This window comes from Aeromonas sp. R7-4 (assembly GCF_040908055.1).
Classification (GTDB): Bacteria; Pseudomonadota; Gammaproteobacteria; order Enterobacterales; family Aeromonadaceae; genus Aeromonas; species Aeromonas sanarellii.
Window position 1 is genome coordinate 26523 of record NZ_JBFODA010000043.1, and the last position, 22149, is coordinate 48671.

At 66.7% G+C, this 22149-nt stretch carries 19 protein-coding genes; 10 read left to right on the forward strand and 9 right to left on the reverse strand.

Annotated elements, in window-relative coordinates; genetic code table 11:
• Positions 1–9: 9 nt before the first annotated feature.
• The 3 genes from AB5Y72_RS11990 to AB5Y72_RS12000 form a co-directional block, all read right to left on the reverse strand.
• Positions 10–1638 carry a hypothetical protein gene (locus AB5Y72_RS11990; protein ID WP_325783584.1) on the reverse strand — a complete coding sequence of 543 codons (1629 nt, stop codon included), beginning with the start codon at positions 1636–1638 and terminating at the stop codon, positions 10–12.
• 121 nt (positions 1639–1759) lie between these two features.
• Positions 1760–2224 (reverse strand): hypothetical protein, encoded by a 465-nt coding sequence (locus AB5Y72_RS11995; protein WP_325783585.1) that lies wholly within the window; start codon positions 2222–2224, stop codon positions 1760–1762.
• Positions 2225–2253: 29 nt separating this feature from the next.
• The gene (locus AB5Y72_RS12000; protein WP_325783586.1) at positions 2254–3627 is read right to left on the reverse strand and encodes a PLP-dependent aminotransferase family protein; all 1374 of its coding nucleotides are present in this window, start codon (positions 3625–3627) and stop codon (positions 2254–2256) included.
• Between the two features lie 116 nt (positions 3628–3743).
• On the opposite strand from AB5Y72_RS12000, the gene AB5Y72_RS12005 reads away from it, so the two are divergent.
• From AB5Y72_RS12005 to AB5Y72_RS12020, 4 genes are all read left to right on the forward strand, one after another.
• Entirely contained in the window at positions 3744–4340 is a 597-nt protein-coding gene (locus tag AB5Y72_RS12005) for a LysE family translocator (RefSeq protein ID WP_325783587.1), read from the forward strand.
• Between the two features lie 102 nt (positions 4341–4442).
• On the forward strand, positions 4443–5033 hold the full coding sequence (locus AB5Y72_RS12010) for a LysE family translocator (RefSeq protein ID WP_042074154.1): 591 nt from the start codon (positions 4443–4445) through the stop codon (positions 5031–5033).
• 81 nt (positions 5034–5114) lie between these two features.
• Positions 5115–5807 carry an aspartate/glutamate racemase family protein gene (locus AB5Y72_RS12015; RefSeq protein WP_325783588.1) on the forward strand — a complete coding sequence of 231 codons (693 nt, stop codon included), beginning with the start codon at positions 5115–5117 and terminating at the stop codon, positions 5805–5807.
• Between the two features lie 237 nt (positions 5808–6044).
• Entirely contained in the window at positions 6045–7259 is a 1215-nt protein-coding gene (locus AB5Y72_RS12020; RefSeq protein WP_325783589.1) for an aldose 1-epimerase family protein, read from the forward strand.
• 60 nt (positions 7260–7319) lie between these two features.
• Here the strand turns inward: AB5Y72_RS12020 and AB5Y72_RS12025 are convergent, their stop codons facing one another.
• A complete protein-coding gene (locus tag AB5Y72_RS12025) occupies positions 7320–9110 on the reverse strand; it encodes a long-chain fatty acid--CoA ligase (RefSeq protein WP_368199036.1) in 1791 nt (596 codons plus the stop codon).
• A 180-nt stretch (positions 9111–9290) separates the two neighbouring features.
• Between AB5Y72_RS12025 and AB5Y72_RS12030 the strand changes: the two genes are divergently transcribed.
• Complete coding sequence (locus tag AB5Y72_RS12030) at positions 9291–9833, forward strand: hypothetical protein (RefSeq protein ID WP_325783591.1); 543 nt, start codon at positions 9291–9293, stop codon at positions 9831–9833.
• A gap of 114 nt (positions 9834–9947) precedes the next feature.
• Here AB5Y72_RS12030 and rimI read toward each other — a convergent pair whose 3' ends face one another.
• Together rimI and AB5Y72_RS12040 are read right to left on the reverse strand one after the other, a co-directional pair.
• Positions 9948–10397: a ribosomal protein S18-alanine N-acetyltransferase gene (rimI, locus tag AB5Y72_RS12035; protein WP_368199047.1), complete on the reverse strand. Its 450-nt coding sequence runs from the start codon at positions 10395–10397 to the stop codon at positions 9948–9950.
• Positions 10398–10484: 87 nt separating this feature from the next.
• Positions 10485–10919: a hypothetical protein gene (locus tag AB5Y72_RS12040; protein ID WP_368199037.1), complete on the reverse strand. Its 435-nt coding sequence runs from the start codon at positions 10917–10919 to the stop codon at positions 10485–10487.
• A 214-nt stretch (positions 10920–11133) separates the two neighbouring features.
• Between AB5Y72_RS12040 and AB5Y72_RS12045 the strand changes: the two genes are divergently transcribed.
• A complete protein-coding gene (locus AB5Y72_RS12045) occupies positions 11134–12741 on the forward strand; it encodes an ATPase RavA domain-containing protein (protein ID WP_368199038.1) in 1608 nt (535 codons plus the stop codon).
• An 85-nt stretch (positions 12742–12826) separates the two neighbouring features.
• On the forward strand, positions 12827–14281 hold the full coding sequence (viaA, locus tag AB5Y72_RS12050; RefSeq protein WP_368199039.1) for an ATPase RavA stimulator ViaA: 1455 nt from the start codon (positions 12827–12829) through the stop codon (positions 14279–14281).
• Between the two features lie 24 nt (positions 14282–14305).
• Here the strand turns inward: viaA and AB5Y72_RS12055 are convergent, their stop codons facing one another.
• Positions 14306–15310: a sensor domain-containing diguanylate cyclase gene (locus AB5Y72_RS12055; RefSeq protein WP_209794698.1), complete on the reverse strand. Its 1005-nt coding sequence runs from the start codon at positions 15308–15310 to the stop codon at positions 14306–14308.
• Between the two features lie 196 nt (positions 15311–15506).
• On the opposite strand from AB5Y72_RS12055, the gene AB5Y72_RS12060 reads away from it, so the two are divergent.
• The 3 genes from AB5Y72_RS12060 to AB5Y72_RS12070 all read left to right on the forward strand — a co-directional run bounded on the left by AB5Y72_RS12060 (position 15507) and on the right by AB5Y72_RS12070 (position 19724).
• Entirely contained in the window at positions 15507–17381 is a 1875-nt protein-coding gene (locus tag AB5Y72_RS12060) for a diguanylate cyclase (protein WP_368199040.1), read from the forward strand.
• Positions 17382–17625: 244 nt separating this feature from the next.
• On the forward strand, positions 17626–19215 hold the full coding sequence (gene prfC / locus AB5Y72_RS12065) for a peptide chain release factor 3 (RefSeq protein ID WP_219144403.1): 1590 nt from the start codon (positions 17626–17628) through the stop codon (positions 19213–19215).
• Positions 19216–19385: 170 nt separating this feature from the next.
• The gene (locus AB5Y72_RS12070; protein ID WP_368199041.1) at positions 19386–19724 is read left to right on the forward strand and encodes a nuclear transport factor 2 family protein; all 339 of its coding nucleotides are present in this window, start codon (positions 19386–19388) and stop codon (positions 19722–19724) included.
• 139 nt (positions 19725–19863) lie between these two features.
• Here the strand turns inward: AB5Y72_RS12070 and AB5Y72_RS12075 are convergent, their stop codons facing one another.
• Positions 19864–20775 (reverse strand): GNAT family N-acetyltransferase, encoded by a 912-nt coding sequence (locus AB5Y72_RS12075; protein WP_368199042.1) that lies wholly within the window; start codon positions 20773–20775, stop codon positions 19864–19866.
• Positions 20776–21040: 265 nt separating this feature from the next.
• A complete protein-coding gene (locus AB5Y72_RS12080) occupies positions 21041–22078 on the reverse strand; it encodes an alkene reductase (RefSeq protein ID WP_368199043.1) in 1038 nt (345 codons plus the stop codon).
• Positions 22079–22149: the final 71 nt, after the last annotated feature.

Sequence of the window (22149 nt, forward strand, 5' to 3'; positions counted from 1 at the left end):
GGGCCGCCCCTATTGGGCTGGGAGTGGCGGCAACCTGGGAGCCAGGTGGCTTCTGATCCGCCGCAGCGTCTCCCGGTAGGCCTCGGCATGCTGTCCCTGGAAGGCGGCACTGTGGTCGAGGCGCCGCTCCAGCCTGTCCACCAGCTGCGCCACCGCCGGGGCGGCCATGCCGGTCGGCCAGCAGTGGGTCAGCAGCGTCAGCAACTGCCAGGCATCCCCCGCCTGGGCCGGAAATGTCTCCTGCAGCGTCAGCGCGCACTGCACGGCGAGCTGGTGCTGGCCCGCGGTCAGCGCCCGCTGCCGCTCCTGGCGCAGCTGGCTCAGGCGCTGCTCGCGCAGTTCCAGCTGGCCCTGGAGATCGCCGACCACCCGCTGGATCAGCCGCTGCAGCTGCGGGCTCTGCGCCACCGGGCCCCGATACTGGCCGAGCCGGGCCAGGTAACGCTGGGCATGCTGGGGCAGACCGCAGAACTGGCTCACGGCAAAGCCGAGCAGCTGGTTGAGGTGGTTGTCCCGCGCCGCCTCCGGTGGATGCTTGGCCAGCAGCATCAGGGCGTCGTCGAAGCGGTAGTCCAGCGCCAGCATCAGGGCGCGCATCAGGGCCTCCTCGTGGGCCCTCAGGGTGACCGCCTGCCGGCCGAGATCCTCGAGGGCCTGCTGCAGCCCATGGACCCTGGCCTCGACCGGGGGATGCCAGAGCACCGCCAGGGTGGCATCCAGAACGCAGTGCTCGATGGACTGATGAAACTTCTGCCTGGGGAAGAAGCGCAGGCCGACGGCGGTGGCCTGGGCCAGTACCTGGGCTTCGTCTCTTCGCAGCAGGGCCAGCAGAATGGCCGTCTGGCGCCATTCAGGTTGCCAGGGGCAGCGTTGCAGCAAGCCTGACAACAGGGCCCAGGCCGGTTCCCACTGCCCCTGATGCAGCAGGCAGGCGAGGGTGAGCTCCTGATGAATGACGGGGGGCAACCGTGCCTGGTTGCGGTCCAGATCCTTGTGGGCACTCTCCACCCGGTCCAGCCCGAGCAGGGCGTGGATCAACCCGGTGCGTGGCCACCAGGCGTCGTGTTCCGTGGTGCACATGGCGTAGTGCTGGGTCGCCTGGACGAGCTCCCCGGCCTGCAGCAGCATGTAGCCCTTGACCCTGTCCATCTGGGGCCCCAGTGCCTTGTTCCTGGCGTGCCGGTAGAGCAGATCCTCGCACTGGGCGCAGGCGCTGCGCCACTCCCTGAGAGCCATGGGCGTGGCCAGGGGGCGCGTCACCGCGGTCAGTACCAGCAGCGCTTGCAGGCTGTGCGCCAGCTGCTCCGTGGTGAAGGGGACGGCCAGGCGCAGCGGGAAATAGAGGTCGGAGGGCGGGTACTGGCCCGTCTCCTCGTCGTGATCCAGCAGCAGGAGCACGCAACCCGGCGCGAGCAGCCCCAGGTGGTGGGCCTCCTGCAGCAGGCGAACCCCTTCGCGGGCCTGATGGTGATACTGGCGACAGAGAATGGCATCGAACGACTGCTGACGCAGCAGGGCGGGCAGGGCCGAGATCTCTTTGCAATGGTGCAGTCTGGAGGGGGCCATCCCCTGGTCGCTCAGCCCCTGAGTGAGGGCCGAGATCATCATGGCATCGTCTTCGATCAGGAGGATCTGCATCCTTGACGCTCCTTCGCCGGTTCGGGGGCGGGGTGCCCGAGCCAATGGTTCACCGGTCTGGCTCCACTGTCGTCCGGGCGGAGGCCGGGGTCAATCCCCCAGCTGGATCGGCGGGTCGATCTTACTGCAGGCCCGGGCCCTTGGCCGAGAAGGGGCAGTCGGCCTGCCGGATGAGGCGGCTGTCCCGGTGACCCTCCCCCAGCCAGACGAGCTCGAGCTGGCCCAGTCGCCCGAGCCGGCGCAGCTCGAATTCATAGCGCAGGCAGGGGTTGTCGGTGGGCAGGCTGGCCATGCCGGCCGGCAGGCGGTAGTCGTAGCGCAGCAGGGGGCCGTCCTGCAGCCGGCTCTGCACGGGCACCAGCCCTTCCGCCGTCGGGGCGGGGGACCTGAGGTGGCGGCGCAGGGTCACAGGCGCATCTATGGCCTTCTGGTAGTGAAGCCCGTTCATGGCCGCCAGCTCCTCTTCCAGCCGCGTCAGCTCCCCCTCCAGCCCGCTCAGGGCTGCACCCAGCTGTTGATGGGCGGGAGAGGCACAGCCTCCCAGCAGCAGGGTCGAGAGCAGCAGGGCGGGACGGACGGCAGACATGGGAGCTCCTTGGGGGCCTGGGCCGATGACTATAACAGGGGATTGGTGGGCGGCGCGGCGCGCAGCAGGCCGGCGAGTCGCTCCAGCCCCTCGGCGACGCGGGCGTCGGTGGCGGGCTGGCTCAGGCTCAGACGCACCCCTTGCGGGGCGGCAAACTGGCCGGCTGCGAAGTGTTCCCCGCTCGCGACCCCGACGTCAAGGGCGTTGGCCGCCTCCGCGAACTCCTGGCTACGCCAGGGCTCGGGCAGCGGCAGCCAGGCGTGCATGGAGCCCGGCTGCCAGCGGGCGCCCGGCAGCAGGTGGCGCAAGAGCTCCCCCCGACGCGCCAGGATCCGTCTCTGCTGCTCGATGAGCGGCATGATCTGGCGCTGGCTCACCAGCTTGCAGGCCAGCTCGATGAGCAGCGGACTCACCATCCAGCTCGACAGTCGCATCGCCTGGGCGAAGCCGTTGCGAAGGGCTGGCGGCGCCAAGACGAAGCCGACCCGCAGGCCGCCGCAGGCGATCTTGGCCAGGCTGCCCAGGTAGATGACCCGCTCCGGCGCCAGGTTGACCAGGGGCGGGAGTGCGCTCTCGGGCAGCAGGCCGTTGACGTCATCCTCGACGATCAACAGATCGTGGCGGCGGGCGATGGCGATGATGGCCTCGCGCCGCGCCAGGCTCATGGTGGCCGTGGTGGGGTTCTGCAGGGTGGGGGTGAGGTAGAGCAGCTTGGCCCGGCGGGTGCGGCAGGCCGCCTCCAGCGCCTCGGGCAGCAGCCCCTCCTCGTCCATCGCCAGCCCCACTACCTGGTTCTTGAGCTGGCGCGCGTTGCCCAGCATGCCGGGATAGCTCAGCCCCTCGCACAGCAGGGTCTCCCCCACGCAGCCGGTGGCCAGCAGGGCCAGCAGGATGCCGTGCTGGGCGCCGTGGCTGAACAGCAGGCGATCCTCGCTGCCCTCTATGCCCTGCTCGGCTAGCCAGTCGACGAACAGCTGGCGCTGCGAGGCGCGCCCCGCCTCCTTGTCGTAGCCGAGCAGACCGTTGAGATCCCCCTGTGCCAGTTCGGTGAGCAGGGGCCTGATGATGGCCCCCCTGTCCAGCTGGACCGGCAGGTTCTGCCACAGCTCGATGCGGTGATTGTCCTCGTTGCGGATCACCCACTCGTTGGCGGGATCCGTCGCCCCCCTGACCCAGGTGCCATGCCCCACCCTGGCCGCCAGCAGGCCGCGCCGCTCGGCCTCGGCGTAGGCGCGGGTGACTGTGCCCACCGTCACCCCCAGCCGGTCTGCCAGGGCCCTGTGGGTCGGCAGCCGGGTCTCGGGGGGCAGGGCACCACAGGCGATGGCCTGCTCGATGGCCTTGACCAGCTTGAGATAGAGGGGCCCCTCGAAGAGGCTGAGGTCGGGCGTCCAGATTGTCATGGTGACAATAAATCCATTGATCCAAGTTTGTCCGCAATATAGCGTGAATATCAACCTTTGAACAACCGGAAAACTCACATTGTATCGATACAATGTGGCAAGAAAGGAGTCTCCCCATGACCATCGAATGGTATGCCACCCTGTTTGGCTTTGCCCTGCTCACCTGCGGCACCCCGGGCCCCAACAATCTCATGTTGACGGCGTCCGGCGCCAACTTCGGGGTGCGTCGCACCCTGCCACACCTGATCGGGGTGACGGTGGGCCAGCCCGTGCTGCAACTGGTGCTGGCGCTGGGCTTCTATCCGCTGTTCGAACGCTGGCCCCTGCTCAAGCTGAGCCTGCAGGTGCTGGGCAGCCTCTATCTGCTGTGGCTGGCCTGGCGCATCGCGGTGGCCGGTGCCCCCGGGGATCCCGCCAGCCGTGCCCGCCCCCTGACCCTGCTGGAGGGGCTGGGCTTCCAGTTCCTCAATCCCAAGGCGTGGATGATGGGGATCTCCGCCATCAGCCTGTTCAGCCTGCCGGGGAGCGACTACTGGCCGAGCCTGTGGGGCATCATGTCCGTCTTCCCCATGGCGGGGCTGCCGGTCTGCTTCGCCTGGGTGCTGTTCGGCCATCAGCTCAGCCGCTGGATCAACTCGGACAAGGGGTGGCGCCGCCTCAATGGCAGCCTGGGGGCGCTCACCGCCCTGTGCGTGGTGATGCTCTGGTATTAATGGCCGCCTGATTATTCATGCAAAGAAAATGCATTGCCGGCCTTGTCGTCCTGGCGCCGGCTCTGCATATTAGGAGGCTTGCCGTATCCGAACGAGGTTGAGATGGATCTGAACTGGTTGCTCCCCCTGGCGGGCTTTGCCCTCATCACCTGTGGCACGCCGGGCCCCAACAACATGCTGCTGACCAGCGCCGGGGCCGCCCAGGGTTTTCGCCGCTCCGTTCCCCTGCTGGTGGGGGTGGTGGGGGGCATCAACCTGATGATCCTGGCCATGGCCCTGGGGCTCGGGGTGGTGTTCGAGAAGGTGCCGCTGCTGCACGACGGGCTCAAGCTCGTCGGCTCGGCCTACCTGCTCTGGCTGGCCTGGAAGGTGGCCAATGCCAGCGGTCCGGCGGAGGGAAACCGGCCGCTGATCCCGGCCCATCAGGGGGCCATGCTGCAACTGCTCAACCCCAAGGCCTGGATGATGGCGCTCTCCGCCATCAGTGGCTTCACCCTGGCGGGGGAGGCTTACTGGCCGTCCGCCGGCTGGGTGCTCGGCATCTTCTTCGTGACCGGCCTCTATACCGGGGCCTTCTGGGTGCTGTTCGGTGCCCAGGTGCGCCGCCTCATCCGCACCGCCAGGGGCTGGCGTCGCTTCAATCTGGGCATGGGGTTCGCCACCGCGGCCTGCGTGCTGATGATCTGGGTTTAGGCATAGGCCTGAGCCTTTACCGGCTGTCTTGTTGGCCCTTCGGGGCCTTTTTTGTTTCACCTGAGCTGGCAAGGAGGTGCCATGAAATGTATCGGTCTGCTGGGTGGCATGAGCTGGGAGTCCACCGTCAGCTATTACCAGGCCCTCAACCGGGGCGTGCGCGAGCGGCTCGGCGGCCTGCACTCGGCGCGGGTACTGCTGAGCAGCGTCGACTTCGCCGAGATTGAGCGGTTGCAGCACGCCGGCGACTGGCCCGCCACCGCCCGCCTGCTGGCGGCCGAGGCCAGGGCCGTCCAGGCCGGTGGCGCCGATTTCCTGCTGATCGGCACCAACACCATGCACAAGGTGGCGCCGGAGATCGAGGCCGCCATCGACATCCCCCTGCTCCACATCGCCGATGCCACGGCGCGCCGCCTGCTGGCAGACGGGGTGACCCGGGTCGGCCTGCTCGGCACCCGCTTCACCATGGAGCAGGATTTCTACAAGGGGCGGCTCCAGGAGCGGTTCGGGCTGGAGGTGCTGGTGCCTGGTGACGCTGCACGGGAGCGGGTGCACCGCATCATCTATGACGAACTCTGCCTCGGCGACATTCGCGAGTCGTCGCAGGCCGAGTATCTGGCCATCATCGCCGGGCTGGCCGAGGCCGGTGCCCAGGCGGTGATCCTGGGTTGCACCGAGATCGCCCTGCTGGTGGGGGCGTGCCAGGCCGCCGTGCCGCTCTACGACACCACCGCCATCCACGCCGAGGCCGCCGTAGCGCTGGCGCTGTCGTGAATCTGATGCCGGCGGAGTGAGAGGGAGCGGCCCCTCTCGGCTCCCCGCCGGCGTGCCTGGTTTTCCCTCCGCATAACTGTGAGTCAGCCTTCACTTCAGCAGGGTAGGGGGCGCTTTTATTGTCAATCGGCTCACATTTCCCCCTTTTGTCTCTTGAGTCCGGCACGTCGGCCGCCTAGTTTCTCGATCACTGAAACGATTCAGCTTCACAAAAACAAGAGACACGAGGATACATCCATGTTGAAGAAACTCTCCCTTTCCGTGCTGCTCGCCCTGGGTACCACCGCGGGTCATGCCGCCGAATTCCTGCTGACCGATTCCCAGCAGGGGCTGGATGTGGGCGACTGGAAGATCACCAGCGAGAAGCTCGGCATCAAGAGCCCGGTTCCCTTCACCATCGAGAAGAAGCGCCTACACGGCGGCCGCCAGGAGGGGGTGGATCTGCTCATCGTCGACAACGGCGTCATGAAGATCACCCTGGTGCCGACCCGCGGCATGGGGATCCAGGAGGTCAAGGCGGCGGATCTGCGCCTCGGCTGGGATTCACCGGTCAAGGAGGTGGTCAACCCGGCCTTCATCGATCTGGAGAGCCGTGGCGGGCTCGGCTGGCTCGACGGCTTCAACGAGATGCTGGTGCGCTGCGGCTACGAGTGGACGGGTCACCCCGGGGTGGATGACGACGGCCGCCTCAAGAGCCTGCACGGTCGGGTGCAGAACATTCCTGCCTCCGTGGTCAGCGTGACCGTGGACGAAGAGCCGCCCTACGCCATCCACGTGCGGGGCCGGGTGGACGAGCGCACCTTCAAGATGAGCGAGCTGGTCACCTGGACCCAGCTGAGCGTAGTGCCCGGTCAGGGGGAGTTTGCCCTACAGGACAAGCTGACCAACCACGCCGACTACGAGAACGAGTACCAGATCATCTACCACGGCAACTTCGGGGCCCCCATCCTGGAGGAGGGCGCGCGCGTCAGCACCCCGGTGAAGCAGATCTCCCCGTTCAACGACTACGCCAAGGCCGGGCTCAAGAGCTGGCAAACCTACCTGGGGCCCACCAAGGGCTTCGACGAGATAGTGTTCAACCTGGTGCCCTACGGCGATGCCGACGGCAACACCCTGGCGGTGCTGAACAACAAGGCCGGCAACGCCGGGGTGGCGGTGGGCTACAACACCAGGCAGTTGCCGGTGCTGACCCTGTGGAAGAACACAGACACCAGGGCCCAGGGCTATGTGACCGGCATCGAGCCCGGCACCAGCTATGCCTACAGCACCAAGTACCAGCGCCCGCTGGGGCTGGTCCCCAAGATCCAGCCGGGGGAGACCAAGACCTTCGATCTGACCTATCGCCTGCTGCAAAATGCCGACGAGGTGAAGCAGGCCCTGGCCCAGGTGGAGAAGATCCAGGCCGGTCGGGCCACCGAGCTGCGCGAGCAACCCCTGGTCAAGCTGCCATAAGGGGCAGATGCCCAGCAAAAAGCCGCTCCATGAGCGGCTTTTTCATGTCTGGCCCGTCGGTCAGACGTGGCTGTACATGGCTTCTATCTCGCGCTGGTACTTGGCCTCGATGATCTTGCGGCGCAGCTTCATGGTGGGGGTGATTTCCCCGAGCTCCATGGAGAAGGCGCTCGGCAGCAGGGTGAACTTCTTCACCTGCTCGAACTTTGCCAGCTCCTTTTGCAGATCCTGGATGCGAGCCTCGAAGAACTCCATTACCCGGGAGTGGCGCAGCAGCTCGGTCTTGCACTGGTACTGCAGGTTGATGGAGCGGGCGTACTCCTCCAGGGACTCGAAGCAGGGGACGATGAGCGCCGACACGAAGTGGCGGGCATCGGCGACGATGGCGATCTGCTCGATGAAGCGATCCTTGCCCAGGGTCCCTTCCACCAGCTGGGGGGCCACGTACTTGCCGTTGGAGGTCTTCATCAGCTCCTTCAAGCGCTCGATGAAGTAGATGTTGCCCTCGCCATCCAGCTCGCCCGCATCGCCGGTGCGCAGGAAGCCATCCTCGGTCATCACCTCGGCGGTGGCCTCCGGCTTGTTGTAGTAACCGCGCATCACGGTGGGGGCGCGCACCAGCAGTTCGTTGTTCTCGCCGAGCTTCACCTCGATGCCGCTGAGCGCCGTGCCGATGGAGCCCAGCCTGAACCGGGTGTCCTCGTAGCAGCAGACGGTGGCGGTGGTCTCGGTCATGCCGTAGCCGTACTTGAGGTTGAGCCCCATGGCCTGGAAGAAGAGGTTCACCTCGTCCGCGAGGCGAGCGCCCGCCACCGGCAGGAAGCGGGTACGGCCGCCGAAGCGGGCGCGCAGCTTGCGAAACACCAGGCGCTCGGCGAGCCAGAGCTGGCCATAGAGCAGGGGAGAGGTGGACTTGCCCGCCTGACGGGTGGCGACCATCTGCTTGCCCACCCGGGTGGCCCAGCCGAACAGGGCGCGGCGCAGGCGAGGGGCCTGGGCGACCTTGGCCTGGATCATGGCGTAGGCCTTCTCGTAGAGGCGGGGCACGGCGCACATCACGGTGGGCTTCACCTCGCCGATGACATCCATCACCTTCTGCGGGTCGCGAATGTAGACGTTCTCGGCGCCGCAGTAGAGCACGTAGTAGCTCCAGGCGCGCTCGAACACGTGGCTGAGCGGCAGCATGCAGAGGGAGACATCCTGCTCGCTGAGGTCGAGGCGAGCGTCATGCATCTCGAAGCAGGCGGCCATGTTGGCGAAGTCGAGCATGACCCCCTTGGGTTCGCCCGTGGTGCCCGAGGTGTAGATCAGGGTCAGCAGGTCGTCCATGCGGTAGTGGCGCTCGCGCTCGCGCAGCACCTGCTCGCTGGGTGGGTGGTTGCCGGAGGCGAGGAAGGTCTGGAAGTGGCTGGCAGCGGCGCAGCCGCGCAGATCGACGGTGCCGTCCAGGGCGACGATATGGCGGATCTCGCCGCTGTCGATGAGCTGCAGCGCCTGATCGAACTGGGGCTGTTCCCCCACGAACAGCATCCTGATGCCGGCATCCTTGACGATGTAGCGCAGCTGATCGAGGGTGCTGGTGGGGTAGATGGGCACGCTGACGCCACGGGCGGCCAGGATGCCGAGATCGGCCTGGGTCCACTCCGGCATGTTGCGGGCGTAGATGCCGACCATCTCGCCGGACTGGTGGCCGGCGCGGATCAGCCCCTGGGCGCAATAATCCATGGCCTGACCCAGGGTGCGCCAGCCGATGGCGCGCCACTGGCCATCCTGCTGGACGCGCAGGGCGGCCTTGTTGCCAAGGCGGGCAATACGCTCACGCATCACTCTAACCAGATGAAACTGCGACATCTCACTCATCCTCAAGTAACAGTTGTGCGCCCGCAGGGGCACCAAAATCGGGGCTGGAGTTTAAACTCTAAGATTACGGCTTACAAGTGTTCGCCATTTGTCCTGGATCACAAAGTCGTCAACTTGGGGAGAGTCAGGCATGATAAGGGCAAGGGTCGGATTCATTCAGGGAGTAGAGCCATGAATATCGGGATCAAGAGTCTGTTGACCGGCGCCTTGCTGCTGCTGGCGGGGGCCGGTGCCCTCTGGTTTGCGTTGGGCGGAACTGCGGGGCAGGAGAATCCCTGGCTGAGTGGCGCCGAGGGGTACGAGCAGGCGCAGCGGCTGGCACTGAAGGAGGGATATCCCCTGCTCTATGTGATCGAGCGCGCCAAGTGCCGGCGCTGCAAGGCGCTCGACAACAGGATGTGGCGTGCCCCCGAGATGGAGTCCGCCCTGGCGGGGCTGGCCAAGGTGCGGCTCAACCCGGATGCGGGGGATGGCAGCGAGCATATTCTGCGCCGCTTCCCCAGGGTGGCGACGGCCCCAGGCATCTATGTCCAGCGACCGGGGGAACCCCTGCGCCCCATCAGGGTCGTGCCGGATACCGAGGAGATCTGGATGCCCGGGGTTACCTATGGCCGCGGCTTCTTCATGCCGATCTCGGGCGCCGCCTTCGAGGCCGTGCTGAGGGTGACCCTGAGCCTGGAGGATCCCGCCATCGACAATGCCCCCCTGCCCTGAGGGCGAGTGGGAGTCGGGATGAGGATAGAAACGACAAGGGGGCGGCATGCCCCTTGTCTGTTACGGGCGGCTCTGTTGCGGGCGGCCTGTTAGCCTGAGCCGAGCGGCCTGGGATCAGCCGAAGTCGAACAGGCGGGACATCAGCACAGCGTCCTCCCGATCCTGGCCGGTGCCGTAGTAGTCGGCGCGGCGGCAATACTCGGCAAACCCCTCGCTCTCGTAGAGGTTGATGGCGGTGCGGTTGCCGGCCCTGACCTCGAGAAACCAGGCCTCGGCCCCGCCGACCTTGCTGCGAGCCAGGTACTCCTTGAGCAGCGCCCGCCCCAGCCCCTTGCCCTGAAAATCGGGGTGCACGCAGAGGTTCATCAGGGAGCTGTCCCCGGCCACCAGATCCGAGATGTAGAAACCGGCGGGGCGCTCACCCACCAGCATCAGGCCGTTGAGATAGCGTGGCCCGAAGCAGGAGAGCAGGTTGGCCCGGCTCCAGGGCTCCTGGTGGGCGGCCTGCTCTATGGGGTAGATGGCCTCGAAATCGGATTCGAGCAGGGGGCGGAAGAGGGGCAAAAGGTCAGACATGGTGACTCCGGGCGGGATTCGGGCTTGCGAGGGAGGCCATGGCCGTGCCATGGTCGTTGCGTCAGGGAGCCCGGTTCAACCGGGCTGGCGGTGCCGGCACTGCTGCCACAGGGCGCGCTTGTGCGCCCCGCCGGGCTTGAGCGGGCAGACCAGGGCGTCGGGCCAGCGGGCATCCGGGGCCGTCAGCCAGATCAGGGGCGGCGGTGTCCCCTCTGGCAGCTCGGGGATCCTGGCCAGCAGGGAGACCTCGTCCGTGCCGATGCCGAGCCACTGGCAGAGATCCCCGAGCAGGGCGGGGGCGGGCAGGGTGTCGGCCTGCAGCCACAGCCTGCCGGTCGGCAGCGAGGGGGCCGGATGCCCGTTCTTCGCATCCTGCGCCGGGCGTTCAGCCGTCACCGGCGTCGCCCCTGCCGCCTGGCCCGGCAGGGCCTGGCCTCTCTGTTGCCAGAGGGTGATGCCCATCCGGGCCAGAATGCGCTGGCGCAGCGGGTCCAGCAGGGGATCTTGCATGGCGAAGGCTCACTCTTGATCTGCGTTGGGGTAAATTCTGATGCGCAGAGTACACTCTCGCGGGTTTTGCTGCACCCCGGACGTTGCCTTTTCGCCGTGCGGCGATGGCGGATGAACGCCGGCCGGGGGCAGAGATGCGAGACAATGACGACGGGAGGGGGCCAGAGGCCGGACCCCGAATCCCTATGACCATACCAGCTTCGGAACTGTGCCTATGCCGCCTTTAGCCCAGAATACTGTTCGTGCCACCCCCATCCATGAGCGCCTGCCACGGCTCCTGGCCGCCCTCGGGGAGGGGCTGTATGAGCGCCAGGACGCCCTGCGGCTCGGCCTGCTGGCGGCCCTGTGCGGCGAGAGCGTCTTCCTGCTGGGCCCCCCGGGCATCGCCAAGAGCCTGATCGCCCGCCGGCTCAAGCTGGCGTTTCACGATGCCCGTCACTTCGAATACCTGATGACCCGCTTCAGCACGCCGGAGGAGGTGTTCGGCCCCCTCTCCATCCAGGCGCTCAAGGAGGACGGCAAGTATCTACGGCTCACCGCCGGCTACCTGCCGGAGGCCGAGGTGGTCTTCCTCGACGAGATCTGGAAGGCGGGCCCGGCCATCCTCAACACCCTGCTCACCGCCATCAACGAGCGGCAGTTTCGCAACGGCGACAGCCAGCACCCCATCCCCATGCGGCTGCTGGTCACCGCCTCCAACGAGCTGCCGGCCCCGGACAGCGGGCTGGAGGCGCTCTACGACCGCATGCTGGTGCGGGTCTGGATGGACAGGGTGCAGGAGAAATCCAACTTCCAGGCCATGCTGGCGAGCGATGGCCAGTCCCACCAGAACCTGACCCCCTCGGTGCAGATCCGGGGGGAGGAGTACGCCGCCTGGCAGGAGCAGATAGAGCAGGTGCGCCTGCCCGATGCCTGTTTCGAGCTCATCTACCAGTTGCGCCAGCAGCTCGACAGCCAGCTCGGGCACGGCTGCTATGTCTCGGATCGGCGCTGGAAGAAGGCCGTCAGGCTCATCAAGGCTAGCGCCTTCTTCAACGGCCGCGACGAGGTGGCCCCGCTGGATCTGCTGCTGTTCAAGGATTGCCTCTGGCACGACGAGGCCTCCCGCACCGCGCTGCTGGAGATGATCGGCGAGTTTTCCCGCCTCTACGGCTACCAGCAGCTGGCGCTGACCCGGCAACTGCTGGCCCTGCGCGAGCGGTTCAAGCAGTTGAAGGGGGCCGTCGCCCAGCGCATCGGCAGCAAGGCGGTCAAGCGCAAGCAGTGGTTCGGTCGCCGCGCCCGCGGCACCGAGCTGCCGCTAGCCAACGCCAGGGCGTTCGGCAAGCAGGTGCACTTCCACCTGCTCACCCCGGCACCCCTGGACGGCAGCGATCCCGACCGCCTGACCGAGACCCTCACCTTCGATCGCACCCTGCTCTCCCACTGGCACCCCACCGGGGAGGCCCTGGTGGGCTGGCAGCTCGGCAACCCCAAGGAGGGGCACTACGAGCTGGTGCTGGACGAGCAGCTGCGGCTGCACGTGCTGGATATCCAGCGCCAGCCCGTGCCCCTGGTGCTGGTGGAGCGGACCCCCATCCCCGAGGTGGTGATGAGCCCCTGGCTGGCGGAGCTGGAGGAGCTGGCGAGCCAGGTGGTCCGGGTGCAGCAGAGCCTCAAGGGGCAGCGCAGCCTGTTCGATCGCCACCAGCCCCATCTGTTCGTGGGGGACAACTGGCTGCGCCAGGTGGAGGACAGCTTCTTCGTGCTGAACCGGGATCTGGAGCGGCTCGGCACCGAGCTGCAACAGTGGCGGGATCGCCTGCCCAGGCTGGATGCCTGATGGTGTTCGACGTGGCGCTGACCCCTAACACGAGCCGCCTGCCGTTGCGGGATGGCGCCCTGCGTCCCCTGCACAGGGAGTGGCCATGCTAGAGATCGGCATGATGGATCTGGGGCTCCTCATCGGCGAGGGGGAGCTGGCGGGGGAGATGGCGCTGCTGCTGGCCTCCACTCCGAAGATCTCCGAGTTCATCAAGCGCTCGCCCCTGCAGGGCAAGCTGCTCAGGAAGCGGATCCAGCGCTGGGGCGAGCAGCTCGGCGAGGAGATGCGCCACAAGCCGGTGCCGGTGGCGCTGGAGCAGGAGTACCTGCTCTATCAGGCGCACCGCCTGCTGCCCCTGCCGGAGCTGGTGGGGCGACTGCCGGCCCTGCTGGAGGCCCTGGAGCAGCACAGCCCCTTCGCGGGGGATGCCCGCAGCCTAGTGCGCCAGATGCTGGCCCAGCCCACCGAGGGGCTGCGCCAGCTCTTCATCGAGAAGTGGCGCTCCAGCCTGGTGGGCAGCCTGCTGCAGTTGCAGCAGCAGATCGCCGAGGCGGAGCGGGAGAAGCAGCGCCAGGAGATAGAGGATCAGCTGCTGGCGAACCGGACCCTGGCCGATGCCCTGGATCCGCACCAGATCTCCGCGGGCGGCCTCTGGGATCTGGCCCAGGGCAGCTGGCACAAGCGCAGCCTGGTGCTGATCAAGCAATATGCCCGCATGTTGCAGCAGGAGCCCCTGCTGGCGGAGATCGCCGCCCTGCTGGGGCGCAGCGAGCGGGAGCAGCGCAGCGAGGCCAGGACGCTGCCGCCTGTGCCGGTGCACGAGCTGGAGGAGGTGCAGAGCGACGACGTGCCTGACGATCTGGTGGGGGTGCACCCGGCCAGCGATCTGATGCGCCTGCTGCCGAGCGAGGCGGTGATGCTGGCGCTGCCTGAGCTGGAGCTGGAGTTCTATCGCCGCTATCTGGAGCGGCGCCTGCTGAGCTATCAGTCTCGGGGCACGCTGCCACGGCAGCGCCTGATGCAGCGCTCCCCGGAGCAGGGGGGCCAGGAGGTGCAACCTCGAGGCCCCTTCATCGTCTGCGTCGATACGTCCGGTTCCATGGGGGGCTACCCGGAGGAGTGCGCCAAGGCGCTCTTCCTGGCCCTGCTCAAGGTGGCGATGAACGAGAAGCGGGGCTGCTATCTGATGCTCTTCTCCACCGAGGTGGCGACCCTGGAGATCACCGCCGAGACCGGGCTGGAGAAGGCGGAGCGCTTCCTCTCCATGAGTTTCCACGGCGGCACCGATCTGGTGCCCTGTCTGGAGCAGGCCCTGACCCAGCTGGAGGAGCCGGCGTTTGCCAAGGCCGATGTGCTGGTGGTCTCCGACTTCATCGCCCAGAGCCTGCCCCACGCCTTGCTCGATCGGATGAACGGGCGGCGGGCGCAGCAGACCCGGTTCCACGCCGTCGCCATGTCCCGTCACGCCAAGACGGCCATACTGCGGGTGTTCGACAACAGCTGGTTGCTGGATTGCGGCCTGCGCGGACGCCTGCTCAGGCGCTGGCAGCGCAGCTAGGGGCAGGCCGGCACTGTCTGGGGGTCAGACGCCGGGCCTGTGGCAGAGGCCCCGTTCGTTGACCTGCTCCTGATCCAGCAGGGGCTGGCCGCTCGGCTGGGCGATGTGGAAGCCGCGCTTGCCGGCGCGCTTGACCCGGTACATGGCCTGATCGGCCCTGGCCAGCGCCGTGCTGAAGTCGTCCTGGGGCCGGATGGCCGCAATCCCCATGCTCAGCCCCACCGCCGCCTCGCCGTTGGGCAGCTCGAACGGGGTGGCGATGGCGTCGATGCACTGGCGGGCCAGGTGGCTGGTGCGGGGATCCTCGCTCGGCCAGGGCAGCAGTAGCACGAATTCGTCGCCGCCGAGCCGGCCTATCTTCACCCCCTCCTCGCAGCAGTCGCGCAGCCGGCGGGTGAGGGCGATCAGCAGCTCGTCGCCGGCCCGGTGGCCCAGGTTGTCGTTGACCTGCTTGAAGTCGTCGAGATCGATGAAGCAGATGGCCTGGTACTCCCCGGGGAACTGACGGTGCAGGGCGGTGCGGTTGAGCAGGCCGGTGAGGGGATCCCGGTGGGCGAGCTGGGCGAGCTGCTGCTCGTACTCCTTCTCGTGGGTGATGTCGATGTGGGTGCCCATCACCCGGATGGGATTGCCCTGGGCATCCCGCTCCACCACCCGGCCGCGGTCCAGCACCCAGGTGGTCTTGCCGTCCTTGGCGATCATCCGGTGCATCACCTGGTAAAACGGGCTCTTGCCCTCCAGATGGTCGAAGAAGGCCTGCAGCACCTGCTCCCTGTCCTCCGGATGCAGGTGTTCGCGCCAGACGTCGAAGTGGGCCGACAGTTCCTTGGGCTGATAGCCGAGCATGGATCCCCAGCGCCGGTTGAAGATGATGAGCTTGCCGGTCGGCACATGGTTCTGCCAGATGCACAGGCCGGTGCCGTCCATGGCGGCATCCAGCTTCTCCCGCGCGTCCTCGGCGATGCGCTTCAGACGCTCGTTCTCCAGCAACAACCTGTCGTAAGCCTCCCGCAGCTCCTCGTAGGTCATTCCTCATCCCTTCCCTGTTTGAAAGCCTATATAGTCGATGCAGACTTTCCTTCTGTAAAGAAGGGGATAGCGGGGGCTCCCGTCTGACATGAGGAATTTTCTCGCCCTCCGGCGGCTGTGCGCCCGGAGACGGTGGGAATATGATGACAGCGGTGAGCGCGGCATCCGGGCCGGTAAACGGGGAGAGTGAATCTGCATGAAGATCCTGATGGGGTGTGGCCTGCTGCTGTGGCTGGGGATGACGCCGGCCCTGGCACAGCCACCGCGGCTCTCCGAGCCCGAGCTGCTGCGCGAGCTGCAGCAGCTGGAAGACGGCGGGCTGCCGGAGCGGATCTTTCGCGACCGCGTCGCCGTGCTGGCGGACAAGAAGCAGGTGTATCCGGAGGAGGTGCAGGGACGCATCGCCCGCCTGCAGTGCTGGGCCCAGCCGAGCGAGCGGGATGACGACTTCCTGCGCGCCGTGCAGTTTGCCGATCAGGGGCTGGACCGGGCCCGGGCACGCAAGGACAGGGTCACCGAGGCCGGCCTGCTCGCCTGTCGCGGTTACCACAGGCAGCTGCTCGGCAACATGGCCGAGGCCAGGCAGGATTACGACGCGGCCCTGACCCTGGCCCGCCGGCTGGGGGATGAGCGCCAGCGGGCCGACATCCTCAGCCTGCGGGGTGAGATGTTCGCCTACCAGGGGGAGCTGGCCGAGGGGCTGATGGAACTGATCGATGCCCATCGCCGCTACGAGGGGCTCGGACTGGAGGGCAAGGGGCGCGAGGTGCTGACCCGGATCGCCAACGCCTACCGCAGGATGGGGCTCTATGAGCGGGCCGAGAGCTACTTCAAGGAGCTGGAGCACGACTACCGGGTCCTGGGGGATCGGGAGCATCTGGTGGACATCCACAGCCAGCAGGGGCTGCTCTATATCGAGACCGAGGAGTACGACAAGGCGCTGCCCCTGATGGCGGAGGCCGAGATCTACTACCTGGGGCAGCAGCAGGAGGGGATGCTGGCCTGGAGCCGGGTCGAGATGGCCACCCTCTTGCTCAAGCAGGGCAAGACGGCGCAGGCCATGGCCAAGCTGGAACAGGTCAAGACCCAGCTGCTGCGAGGGAAGGGGGCCGACAGCGTGACCCTGGGCCACTGGCACCTCATCATGGCCACCGCCCTGGACGCCATGGACAGGCCGGCCGAGGCGCAGCGGCACCTGGACGAGGCCGAGCCCATCTTCGCCAGGGAGCAGAATCTGCGCTTCCTCGCCCGGGTCCACGAGGTGCGGGCCCGGGTGCTGGAGCGCCAGGGCCGCATCCAGGAGGCCCTGGCCAGCCTCAAGACTTTCGTGCAGACCCGGCAGGCCCTGGAGCTGCGGCTGCGGGAGCAGCGCTCCCTGCAGATGCGCTTCGAGTTCGATCTCGCCCGCAAGGAGCTGGAGAACCAGACCCTGAGATCCCGGCAGCAGTTGCAGGAGGAGAAGCTCAAGCAACTGCAGGAGCGCCGCTACTGGCAATACCTGGTGGTGACCCTGCTGCTGCTGGTGATGGGCATACTGGTGGTGCACCAGCGCGGCCGCACCCGCAAGATGCAGCGCCTCGCCATGACGGACGAGCTGACCGGCATCCACAACCGGCGCCAGATCCAGGCCAAGGGGCGCAAGTGGTTCACCCAGGCGCGGGAGGAGGGCAAGCCACTGAGCGTGCTGCTGCTGGACGTGGATCACTTCAAGAGGGTCAACGACCAGCTTGGCCACCAGGTGGGGGACAGGGTGCTCACCGCCGTGGCCCAGTGCATCGAGGAGCAGTTGCGCAGCCTGGACAGGGTGGGGCGCAACGGCGGCGAGGAGTTTCTGGTGCTGCTGCCGGACACCCGTCTCGACGAGGCCGCCGAGGTGGCGGAGCGGATCCGGCTCGCCGTCTCCCGCCTCGCCATCGAGGGGGTGCCGGCGGATCATCCCATCCGAATCAGCATCGGCTGCGCCCAGTACAAGCCCGAGGATGACAACCTGGGCGAGCTGGTGCGCCGGGCCGACGAGGCCATGTACGAGGCCAAGCTGGCGGGGCGCAACCGGGTGGTGAAGGCCCGGTGAGGCCGACCCCGGGCCCCCGTGATGCCGGGCTGGGTATTTTTCACTCGCGCGGGTATAATGCCGCGCAATTTTGCTTTGACTCAAGGCCAGACCCATGTAGCGCAACGCTCCTCCCCGTTTCCACCGGCCGGTCCCCGACCCGCCCGCGTGGCGTTGTTGCATGCATGGGCGCCCTGACCCCAAGGTGCTGTCCCGCATTTATTCCCACGGTGGCCCGCGCCGCCGCCCAATAGAAGAACGTCGAATTATGTCAGCTGAATTTCTGAGTGAAGTCTCCAAGAGACGCACTTTCGCGATCATCTCGCACCCGGATGCGGGTAAGACCACCATCACCGAAAAGGTCCTGCTGTTCGGACAGGCCATCCAGCGCGCCGGTACCGTCAAGGGCCGTGGCTCGGGCCAGCACGCCAAATCCGACTGGATGGAGATGGAGAAGCAGCGCGGCATCTCCATCACCACCTCGGTGATGCAGTTCCCCTATGCCGACTGCCTGGTCAACCTGCTCGACACCCCGGGTCACGAGGACTTCTCCGAAGATACCTACCGTACTCTCACAGCCGTGGATTGTTGCCTGATGGTCATCGACGCCGCCAAGGGCGTCGAAGACCGGACCCGCAAGCTGATGGAAGTCACCCGGCTGCGGGATACCCCCATCCTCACCTTCATGAACAAGCTGGACCGCGAAGTGCGCGATCCGATGGAAGTGATGGACGAGGTGGAGCGCGAGCTCAACATCATGTGCGCCCCCATCACCTGGCCCATCGGCTGCGGCAAGTCCTTCAAGGGGGTCTATCACCTCTACAAGGACGAGACCTATCTGTATCAGAGCGGTCAGGGCCACACCATCCAGGAGAAGCGGGTGGTCAAGGGGTTGAACAACCCCGAGCTGGATGCCGCCATCGGTGAAGATCTGGCGGCCCAGCTGCGCGGCGAGCTGGAGCTGGTGCAGGGCGCCTCCCCCGAGTTCGATCACGACGCCTTCATCGCCGGCGAGATGACCCCGGTCTTCTTCGGGACCGCGCTCGGCAACTTCGGCGTCGACCACATGCTGGACGGCCTGACCGACTGGGCGCCGTCTCCCATGCCGCGCAAGGCCGAGAGCCGCGAGGTGGTGGCCACCGAGGAGAAGTTCTCCGGCTTCGTGTTCAAGATCCAGGCAAACATGGATCCGAAACACCGCGACCGCATCGCCTTTATGCGCATCGTGTCAGGGACTTACAGCAAGGGCATGAAGATGCGCCATGTGCGCATCGGCAAGGACGTGAACATCTCCGACGCCGTGACCTTCATGGCCGGTGACCGGGAGCAGGCGGAAGACGCCTTCGCCGGCGACATCATCGGTCTGCACAACCACGGCACCATCCAGATCGGCGACACCTTCACCCAGGGTGAGGATCTGAAGTTCACCGGCATCCCGAACTTCGCCCCCGAGCTGTTCCGCCGCATCCGCCTGCGCGACCCGCTCAAGCAGAAGCAGCTGCTCAAGGGACTGGTGCAGCTCTCCGAAGAGGGCGCGGTGCAGGTGTTCCGCCCGCTCATCAGCAACGACCTCATCGTCGGTGCGGTCGGTGTGCTGCAGTTCGATGTTGTGGTGTCCCGCCTCAAGAGCGAGTACAACGTCGAGGCCATCTACGAGGCGGTCAACGTCGCCACCGCCCGCTGGGTGGAAGGGACCGACGTCAAGAAGTTCGAGGAGTTCAAGCGCAAGAACGAGGTCAACCTGGCGCTGGATGGCGGTGACAACCTCACCTATATCGCGCCGACCATGGTCAATCTGCGCCTGGCTCAGGAGCGTCACCCCGACGTCCAGTTCCGCCAGACCCGCGAGCACTGATCACCCCGGCCGTGCCTTGTGAGTGGCTGACGAAATAAGAGAGACCCCGCTTCGGCGGGGTCTTTTGTTATGGGGCGTTTGTTGGGAGGGGGAGACGCTCCCCATCCGGGGCTTGATGATGGAATGAACATTGCGGATAAGTGATTCAAATTTCACTCGTGGAGAGAGACATGTCCGTCACCCAACCCGTGGAGGCGCAGTTTGCCGCCTACAATGCCCACGACCTCGACGCCTTCGTGGCCTGCTTTGTCCCGGATTTCAAAGGCTATCGCATGCCGACCGAGACGCCGAGCACGGTCGGCAAGGGGGCGCTGCGGGCCTTCTATGCGGAGCACAGATTCAACAACCCGCAGCTCAAGGCCGAGCTGCTGTCACGCACTGTCATGGGCAACAAGGTGTTCGATCACGAGAAGATCCATGGCCTCTTCCCCGAGCCCATCGAGAGCGTGGCGGTGTTCGAGGTGGAGGCTGGCCTGATCAAGACCGCCTGGTTCTATTTCCCTTCCTGAATGTCCTCTCCCGCAGGGAGAGGACACCATCCGACGTCTGCCGGAAAAATCGCGGAATCCTGTTTTGCTCCCTTCTCCCCTTGCGGGAGAAGGGGCGGGGATGAGGGGGCGAAGCCAAGGGGTTGGGGGGATAGGGGATCTACTCCAGCTCAAGCACCATGCAGATCTCGCAGGCGTCGTGGCCGGTGCAGCCGAGCGGCCCCGGCAGGTGTTCGAAGCCCAGAGATTCGTAGAGCGCGGTGGCTTCCCGCAGCACGGCCGTGGTCTCCAGGTAGCAGCGTTGGTAACCCAGGGCGCGCGCCTCGGCCAGGGCCTGCAGCACCAGCCGCCGTCCCAGCCCCAACCCGCGCAGGGCGGGGAGGAAGTACATCTTCTGCAGCTCGCAGATCTCCGGATCTCCCGCCAGCGGCGCTATGCCGCCGCCGCCGAGAATGGCGCCGTCCGGCCCCTCGATCACCCAGTAGCGGCTGCGCTCCCCCTGGTAGGTCTCGTGGAGGAAGTCGAGATTGGGATCCGCCACCCCGTAGCCCTTGTCGGCGGTGAGGCCGTACTCGGCGGAGACGGTGCGCACCACGGCGGCGATATGGGGGTTGTCGGCCGCCGCTATGGGACGGATGCGATGGCCCTGCTGGCGGCGGGCCCGGGAGAGGGCGCTGCGATAGAGCCGCATTCCCTCCCAGATCCGCTCGCACTCGGCGGGGGAGAGCTGGGCCAGGGCCCCGGCCATGGTCTCGTCCATCTGCCGGTGCAGCTCCTCAAGTTGCCCCTTGCCCTGTTCGGTGAGGCTCGCCTCCTTGCTGCGCCCGTCCGAGGGGTGGGGCTGCCAGGCGATGAGCTCCCGCTCGGCGAGGCGGGCCAGGGGGCGGCTGGCGTTGGACTTGTCGATGCGAAGGCGCTCGGCGAGCTGCTGGTTGGTGGCGGGGCCGTTCTCCAGCTCGATGAGCAGGTGGGCCTCCAGGGGGCTCAGGGCCAGGGAGCCGCACTGCTGGGAGAGCATGCCGAGTTCGCGTACCAGTTCCCGTGACAGGGCGCGCAGGGGGCGGGGATCCATGGATTCAGTTTCCTTCTGAGGGTTTTGGTTGTCGCACGCAACCAATAACATCCTTTGGTTGTTGATGACAACCATTTTGCGGAAAAAAGGGGGGGAGCGGGCAGAAAAAAGGGCCCGGGAGAGGGGCCCAAACATTGGAAACCCGCGCCAGGGCGCGGACTCCATCCTTGGTCAGGAAAAGGCAGGCTGCGGCGGCCAGACCCCTGTATCGCCAGGGGCTGGCGGCTGATGCCCGCTCCGCCGGCGCGGTGGGCGCTGCACGGTTTTACACCAGCTCGGCCAGCATGGTGTCGGCATAGGGGGTCAGTGCCTCCCCCTGCTTAACCTTGGCGAGGTAGTCCGGGTTGGCGATGAGGGGGCGACCGATGGCGACGAGGTCGAAGCGATCGGCCTCGATGGCCTCGGCCGCGGTCTCGGCGCTGTAGTTGCCGACCCCCACCAGATGGCCGTCGTAGTGGGCACGCAGGTAGTCGGAGGCGCGGCCGTCCAGGTAGTCGAAGGTGAGGCTGTCATCGAAGATGCCGAGGTGTACATAGGCCAGGGGGCGCTGGTTCAGCTCGGCCAGCAGGTGGTCGAACACGGCGCGATCCCGGGCATCCCCTTCGAGGTGCACATAGGCGCCTGGGGAGAGGCGCAGGCCCACCCTGTCCCCGCCGATGCGGGCATTGATGGCGTCCACTACTTCCAGGGCGAAGCGGCTCATGTTCTCGGGGCTGCCGCCGTAGTTGTCGGTGCGCAGGTTGCTGGCGTGGTGCAGGAACTGATCGATGAGGTAGCCGTTGGCGCCGTGGATCTCCACCCCGTCGAAGCCCGCTTCGATGGCGTTGGCGGCGGCCTGGGCGTAATCCTCGACCAGCTGGGCGATCTCGCTCTCGGTCAGGGCGCGGGGCACCTGATAGACCAGCTCGCGCATGCGCGGCACCGTGCCTTCATGGGCGACGGCAGAGGGGGCCAGCACTTCGGCGTGGTGGAAGAAGGGGTGGGAGAGGCGGCCCACGTGCCACAGCTGGGCGAAGATCTTGCCGCCCCTGGCGTGCACGGCGGCGGTCACCTTCTTCCAGCCTTCCACCTGCTCGGCGCTGTAGAGCCCCGGGGTGTTCGGGTAGCCCTGGCCGTCCGGGCGGATGATGGTAGCCTCGGAGATGATGAGGCCGATGTCGGCGCGGCGGCCGTAGTAGGCGGCCATCTGCTCGGTCGGCACTAGGCCCGGGCCCGCCATGCAGCGGGTCAGGGGGGCCATCATGAAGCGATTGGCCAGGGTGAGGGTGTCGTTCAGGCGATAGGGTTGAAACAGGGTATCCATGGGGCTTGTCCTTGGGGATGATTCTTGAACGGGCATTCAAGACGTTTTTTGGTTTGTGTGCAAGTCTTTTT